This is a genomic window from Neptunomonas sp., from assembly GCF_041601355.1.
Classification (GTDB): domain Bacteria; phylum Pseudomonadota; class Gammaproteobacteria; order Pseudomonadales; family Balneatricaceae; genus Neptunomonas.
Map to the genome: position 1 here is coordinate 1 of NZ_JBFIIH010000182.1, position 5,629 is coordinate 5,629.

Below are 5,629 nucleotides of genomic sequence, written 5' to 3' on the forward strand. Positions count from 1 at the left end.
GTGGAACCACTGGGCTCCCTGGCTGAAAAAACGCGCCGGCAAACAGGTTGACGCACCCAAAGCCGTCGGCAATAAAGACTACCCAATTCTGGAACCGGCACCCGGCAGCTTTGTGAAGACGAGAATTAACTAACAGGAACCCTCAGGGCGCCAGGTATAAGCAGCACTGGCGCCCTTTTCTTAGCGAGGTTATCCCTATATTATCGAATTACGACGACAGATTAACTAATTCCAACAAGCTACCCCCTGAACAGCCACTTCGGCAGAAAGCCGCACAGAAGTATTGCTAATTGCATATAATCAACAACTTATATCCTTGCAACGTTATTACTCATGCTGGTATTTTTTTACAGCCTTTAGCAATTCGAGATTAAACTTCCTAAATGAATAAACTAAGCCCGCGCGCTCTTGAATACCTTAATGCCGTGGCTCGTTTCGGGTCGTTGCGTAAAGCAGCTGCTAAGCTGAATGTAGATCCTTCAGCAATCAGTCGTCTCTTGGCACTGTTAGAAGAAGAAGTCGGCTTGCCACTTTGGGAGCGGAGTAATCAGGGTAGTCGTATAACCATGGCAGGAAATGAACTACTCGACCACTACCGCCAGATTCAGGCAAGCGAAGCTGCAACGTTATCGCGTATTTATGACCTGCGGGGACTGCGTAAAGGTAAGGTCAAAATCGCTGTTGGGGAGGGTTTTATCGCGGACCTTATCTCCGCCCCTTTGCAAGATTTCATCAGCCGTTATCCAGGCATTCAAATCAGTGTCGAGATGGCTGGAGCGAATGAGGCAATACGACTTATCAAGGATGACCAGGTAGACTTTGGTATCATCTATGCCTGCCCAGAAGCAGTCGACTTACGTTGTCATGTTGAAAGACGTCACCCACTAGATCTGATTGCTACGCCAGATCATCCCTTAGTAGCGACCAATCAACCAGTGAATTTCAGGGATATAGGTCAATATCCACTTGCGTTGATCGACAGTGAATTCGGTATGGGTCGCCTCGTCCGCCTGATGGAAGAAGTTGAACACATCCGTTTTGACCCAAGGTTACGCACCAACTCGGTCTCTGTATTGAAAAATTTTGTGTCCTCGGGACTGGGGATAACCTTTATGCCTCAACTCACTGTTGCCGCTGAGATCCGTGCAGGGATTATATGCTCACTGGCAGTCGATCATCCGCTTCTGTCTGAAGCCAAGGCAAAAGTGGTCAGTCATAATAGACGCGAACTGACCCTTCCAGCAGAAGCTTTAATGAAGCATCTACAAAGCAGCATGAGCTTTCTTATTGCAGACGCCCCTCTTCTCAGCACTCCCTTATAAATATCGATAACCTACTAGATCTTGAATAAGACGTTTTCACTTTGTGTTGACTAATAATCAACATATGCCTGCTTGAATTGTCAACACATCATCGGGTAAGTTGGCATGAGATCGGATTTCAACTGCCATAAAAACACTAACCAACGCGGAAAAAAAACATGAAAAATAAACTTACTATCACTTCTCCAAAGAGCCTGCTAAAAGCCTGTGCGATAGGTGTCGGGGTACTGCTAACATCGCTGCCTGTTAATGCTCAAACAAACATAAACTTAAGCTACACAGGCGCACCAGACGCAGAAAAAAATGTACTGCATCTGTTTGCGAGCAACCTTCAACGCTTAGTTGAAGAAAAAACTAACGGCGAGTTGTCATTAAAGCTATATCCGAACAGCATGCTCGGCGAAGAAGATGAGCGCATGGAGCAGGTAATGAATACGCCAAGCCTGAACATTGCCTCTTTTGCCGGTATATCACCACAGTTCCCCGAAATATTTGTCAGTGCAATTCCATTTATGTTTTCCGATTTCGAAAAGGCCCGAAATTTCTTTGACGAGGGAGAATACTGGAAAGAAGCGCAAAAAGAGTTCTTCAGTCGCACTAACACACATTTGTTAGCAGTTGTTGAAGAAGGAGGCTTCTTAGCCTTTACTAATAACAAGCGCCCTATCCACTCTCCAGAGGACTTCAAAGGGCTACGCTTCCGTGCGATGGATAAAAGCCAGGTAGCTCTATATGAGGCATTTGGTGCATCTGGTACTCCGATTCCATGGACTGAAGTTTACATGGCTCTGCGGACTGGTGTTGCCGACGGACAAATGAATCCTCCCATGTATATTATCCTTGGAAGTTTGCAGGAAGTGCAGAAATACCTAACGCTTGCCAACATACAGTATTCTGACCAGTTTCTTGTAGCTAATGACGAATTGCTGAATAGCCTGACTACTTCCCAACGCACAGCGTTGACTGAAGCCGTTCAAGAAGCAAATAACATCAACCGTAAGGCTGTAGAAAGTCAGGTAGAGGACCGTATTAAATTCTTAGCCGATAACGGTATGGAAGTGTACCGCCCTACAGCCGAGGAATTACAGGCATTTCAGGATATTGGTCAGCCGTCTTTCATCAGTTGGCTTAGTGAACAAAACATCGATCAAAAATGGATTGATCTGGCTCTGAAAGACGCCGGTATTAAGTAACCCCTCAGACTACTTAGACGGTGGCTAACTGCCACCGTCGCAAGGTATTTCTATGCGTTTAAAACTAATAAATAAGCTATGCCAGGGATTACTGCTGATCGCATCGTCAATATTTGTGATCAATGTCTGTATTTTGCTCTATGGTGTCGTGGCCCGCTACATTGTTGGCCACTCTCCTATCTGGATGGACGAACTGTCACGTTATCTGATAATCGGAACCGTACTACTCGTGCTTGCGCCTGCCTGGCTACAAAACAAGCACATGCGTGTCGAGTTTATCGAAAGCTTTCTTCCCCATCAGCTAACCCTAGTGATAAGAGTTTATACATGGCTACTGATGACCTTCCTAAGTGGCTATGTAGCTTGGATCAGTTGGCAATACGCGTTTTCTGTATCTCGTTTCATGACCATGGGACTAGACATCAGCAAGACCGTTCCACTTCTGGCATTGCCAATCGGATTTGCTTGCCTTTGTCTGGTTTCTTTACTCAAAGGGCCTGAATTAAATCGTTTTAGCTCTAATAGCACCAAGGGGTAGATCATGTTGTTGGCGATGTTCACAACTTTTTTTATAAACTTATTACTGGGTATACCGCTCTTTCTCAGTCTTTTGTTAACAGCTGTGATCGGTTTTTTAGTTATTGATCCCATTTTGTTATCTCGTATGCTCCCTCAACAGTTTTTTAGTGGCATAGATTCATTCTCGCTGATGGCGATACCGTTATTTATTCTGGCGGGTAATCTGATGAACGGCGCAGGCATGACTGAGCGACTAATGCGACTGGCACGAGTTTTGGTTGGTCACCTTCGTGGCGGACTCGGCTACGTAAATGTTATATCCAGTGTCTTCTTTGCTGGTGTAAATGGTTCAGCAGTAGCTGACACTTCTGCACTTGGATCACTGCTGGTTCCAGCGATGAAAAAAGAAGGGTATTCAACTGCTTATGCAGCCGGATTGACTGCCGGAAGCTCGTTGATTGGGCCGATTATTCCACCGAGTATCTTCATGATTCTCTATGCATCGCTGACCAACACTTCTGTCGGTGACTTATTTTTAGCAGGTGTAATTCCTGGGTTGTTGCTAGGCGCTGCGTTTATGGCGATGAACTGGGTATATGCCCGACGAGCCAATCTGCCCGTTAGTGGAAAAAAACCTAACATGGTAGAGTTCAGTGCGGCATTGTTTGGTGCTGTGCCAGCGTTAATCGCACCCTTTATTATCGTAGCAGGAATTGTATTCGGGTTTGTGACTCCCACTGAGTCTGGCGCCCTAATTGTCATATACGTTGCAGTTGTAGGTATGCTGTATCGTGAATTAAAACTGCAAGCTTTATGGAAAGCAGTGCGTGACACTGCAATGCTGACCGGCACTATATTTGTAATCATGGCCGCGTCTTCGATCATTAGCTGGTTACTTTCTTACGCACAAGTCCCCAACCAGTTTGCCAGTATGTTGTCACCTTTTCAGGATAACCCAGTTTTAGTATTGCTACTACTGAGCGCAATCACCTTTATTACCGGCATGTTTATGGAAGAAGTCTCCGCACTTATTCTTTTAACACCCATTTTTATACCCGTGGCAACAATGGCAGGTATCGATCCGGTTCACCTGGGTATCGTAATTACATTGAATATAACTATCGCATTGATTACTCCACCTATGGGGGCATGCGTGTTTGTTGCGGCGGCGGTGAGCGACCTTGAGATCATTGAGATGTTTAAATCAATTTGGCCTTTCGTTTTGTTAGCAATTGGCGTTCTTTTACTGCTAATTCTGTTTCCGCAAATTACGTTGCTTCTTCCCAACTTAGTAGGCTAATCAGATGAAAAAACTTCAATGCGTCGCTATTCCCAACATACCTCAGCCTGATTGGGAAAAACTCAGAAAAATACCAATTACAGAATGTAAAGAAGCACTTCAACCGGCCAGTTTGCTACAAGGAACGGTACTCGTCTATCCGGCATATTTCAAAATGGGGATACCGAGTGCACCACCTGAATGCCATCTTCGGCTTAGTGTTTATAATCGAATAGTACATGCAGCTTCTCAATTACCAAGTGAATTTCGCTTGGTAATACTCGATGGCTGGCGTCCCTTTTCTGTTCAACAACACTTATACGATACCTTGATCAACCTAATGGAGCACACCTACCCTGATGCCAGCTCCGAAGAATTAGCATCCGAAGCAAGAAACCTAGTGTCGCCACCTAGCAATTTAACGTCTGCGCCAAGCCCTCACTTAACGGGTGGTTCAATCGATCTGACGCTAGCGGATCAAGACGGACGAATATTAAATATGGGAACGAAGTTTGACGAAGCAAGCCCACTCTCGTACACAGCAAGCTTGGAAGGAGTTAGCTCACTCAGCCCAGAGCAAAAAATTGCCCGTGACAATCGCCGGGTTCTCTACAATGTAATGATTGATGCAGGGTTCACAAATTTGCCAAGCGAATGGTGGCATTTTGATTTTGGTAACCAGTTGTGGGCCTGGCATAGCGGTAATCAGCAAGCCATATACGGGGCAACGCATCCAGGCTCTCTGGAGTCTCTATGGCAGGAGCAACTCCGCCAAAGCAAACCCACTATTTGATCCATAGGATCATAACAAAGGGGCTATATAGCCCTTTTGTTTCATTTCAAACCACACTTCAACTGAAGCATTTTATACAGCTAAACAGAAAATTCTCCGCAAGATAGTAAACATCTTCGCTGCAGCAATAAGATTTCAATTTCATGGAAAAGGCCGGCAATCCTTCAGGGTGCAATGACCTGATTGGAGATGCTAATAAGCCCTTGTTAATGGTTCGCTATCACGCTTTAGGGATTCCTGGGACAGTGTGCTTAATCCAGCCTACTTTTAGGCGCGGATTTTCCTTTAGGTAAGATACGCTTTGTCGCAACACCTGACATGCTCTTCCGTGCACTCAACGTTCGCTTTCAGGGGTTTAGATAGCTGGGAAATGTATAAATCCTCTTTACATGTATGAAATTTCATATATATAATATTTCATATATGTTTTCTTTAGCGATAATCAAGGCCTCAATATGAATCCAGTACAGTTTTACAAATGCCTAGCTGACGAGACCCGACTGAAATGCGTACTACTTATTGA

General features: G+C 45.0%; 5 protein-coding genes. All 5 read left to right on the top strand.

Annotated features, from left to right (window positions below):
- Positions 1-383: 383 nt before the first annotated feature.
- On the top strand, positions 384-1,322 hold the full coding sequence (locus ABY436_RS18515; RefSeq protein WP_372740406.1) for a LysR family transcriptional regulator: 939 nt from the start codon (positions 384-386) through the stop codon (positions 1,320-1,322).
- 158 nt (positions 1,323-1,480) lie between these two features.
- Positions 1,481-2,515 carry a TRAP transporter substrate-binding protein DctP gene (gene dctP, locus ABY436_RS18520; RefSeq protein WP_372740407.1) on the top strand — a complete coding sequence of 345 codons (1,035 nt, stop codon included), beginning with the start codon at positions 1,481-1,483 and terminating at the stop codon, positions 2,513-2,515.
- 52 nt (positions 2,516-2,567) lie between these two features.
- The gene (locus tag ABY436_RS18525; RefSeq protein ID WP_372740408.1) at positions 2,568-3,053 is read left to right on the top strand and encodes a TRAP transporter small permease; all 486 of its coding nucleotides are present in this window, start codon (positions 2,568-2,570) and stop codon (positions 3,051-3,053) included.
- A 3-nt stretch (positions 3,054-3,056) separates the two neighbouring features.
- Positions 3,057-4,334: a TRAP transporter large permease gene (locus ABY436_RS18530; protein WP_372740409.1), complete on the top strand. Its 1,278-nt coding sequence runs from the start codon at positions 3,057-3,059 to the stop codon at positions 4,332-4,334.
- A gap of 4 nt (positions 4,335-4,338) precedes the next feature.
- Entirely contained in the window at positions 4,339-5,106 is a 768-nt protein-coding gene (locus ABY436_RS18535; protein WP_372740410.1) for a M15 family metallopeptidase, read from the top strand.
- Positions 5,107-5,629 lie beyond the last annotated feature (523 nt).

Coding starts and splice junctions, on each gene's coding strand:
- ABY436_RS18515 (WP_372740406.1), top strand. CDS start 384: ATGAATAAACTAAGCCCGCGCGCTCTTGAATACCTTAATGCCGTGGCT.
- dctP (WP_372740407.1), top strand. CDS start 1,481: ATGAAAAATAAACTTACTATCACTTCTCCAAAGAGCCTGCTAAAAGCC.
- ABY436_RS18525 (WP_372740408.1), top strand. CDS start 2,568: ATGCGTTTAAAACTAATAAATAAGCTATGCCAGGGATTACTGCTGATC.
- ABY436_RS18530 (WP_372740409.1), top strand. CDS start 3,057: ATGTTGTTGGCGATGTTCACAACTTTTTTTATAAACTTATTACTGGGT.
- ABY436_RS18535 (WP_372740410.1), top strand. CDS start 4,339: ATGAAAAAACTTCAATGCGTCGCTATTCCCAACATACCTCAGCCTGAT.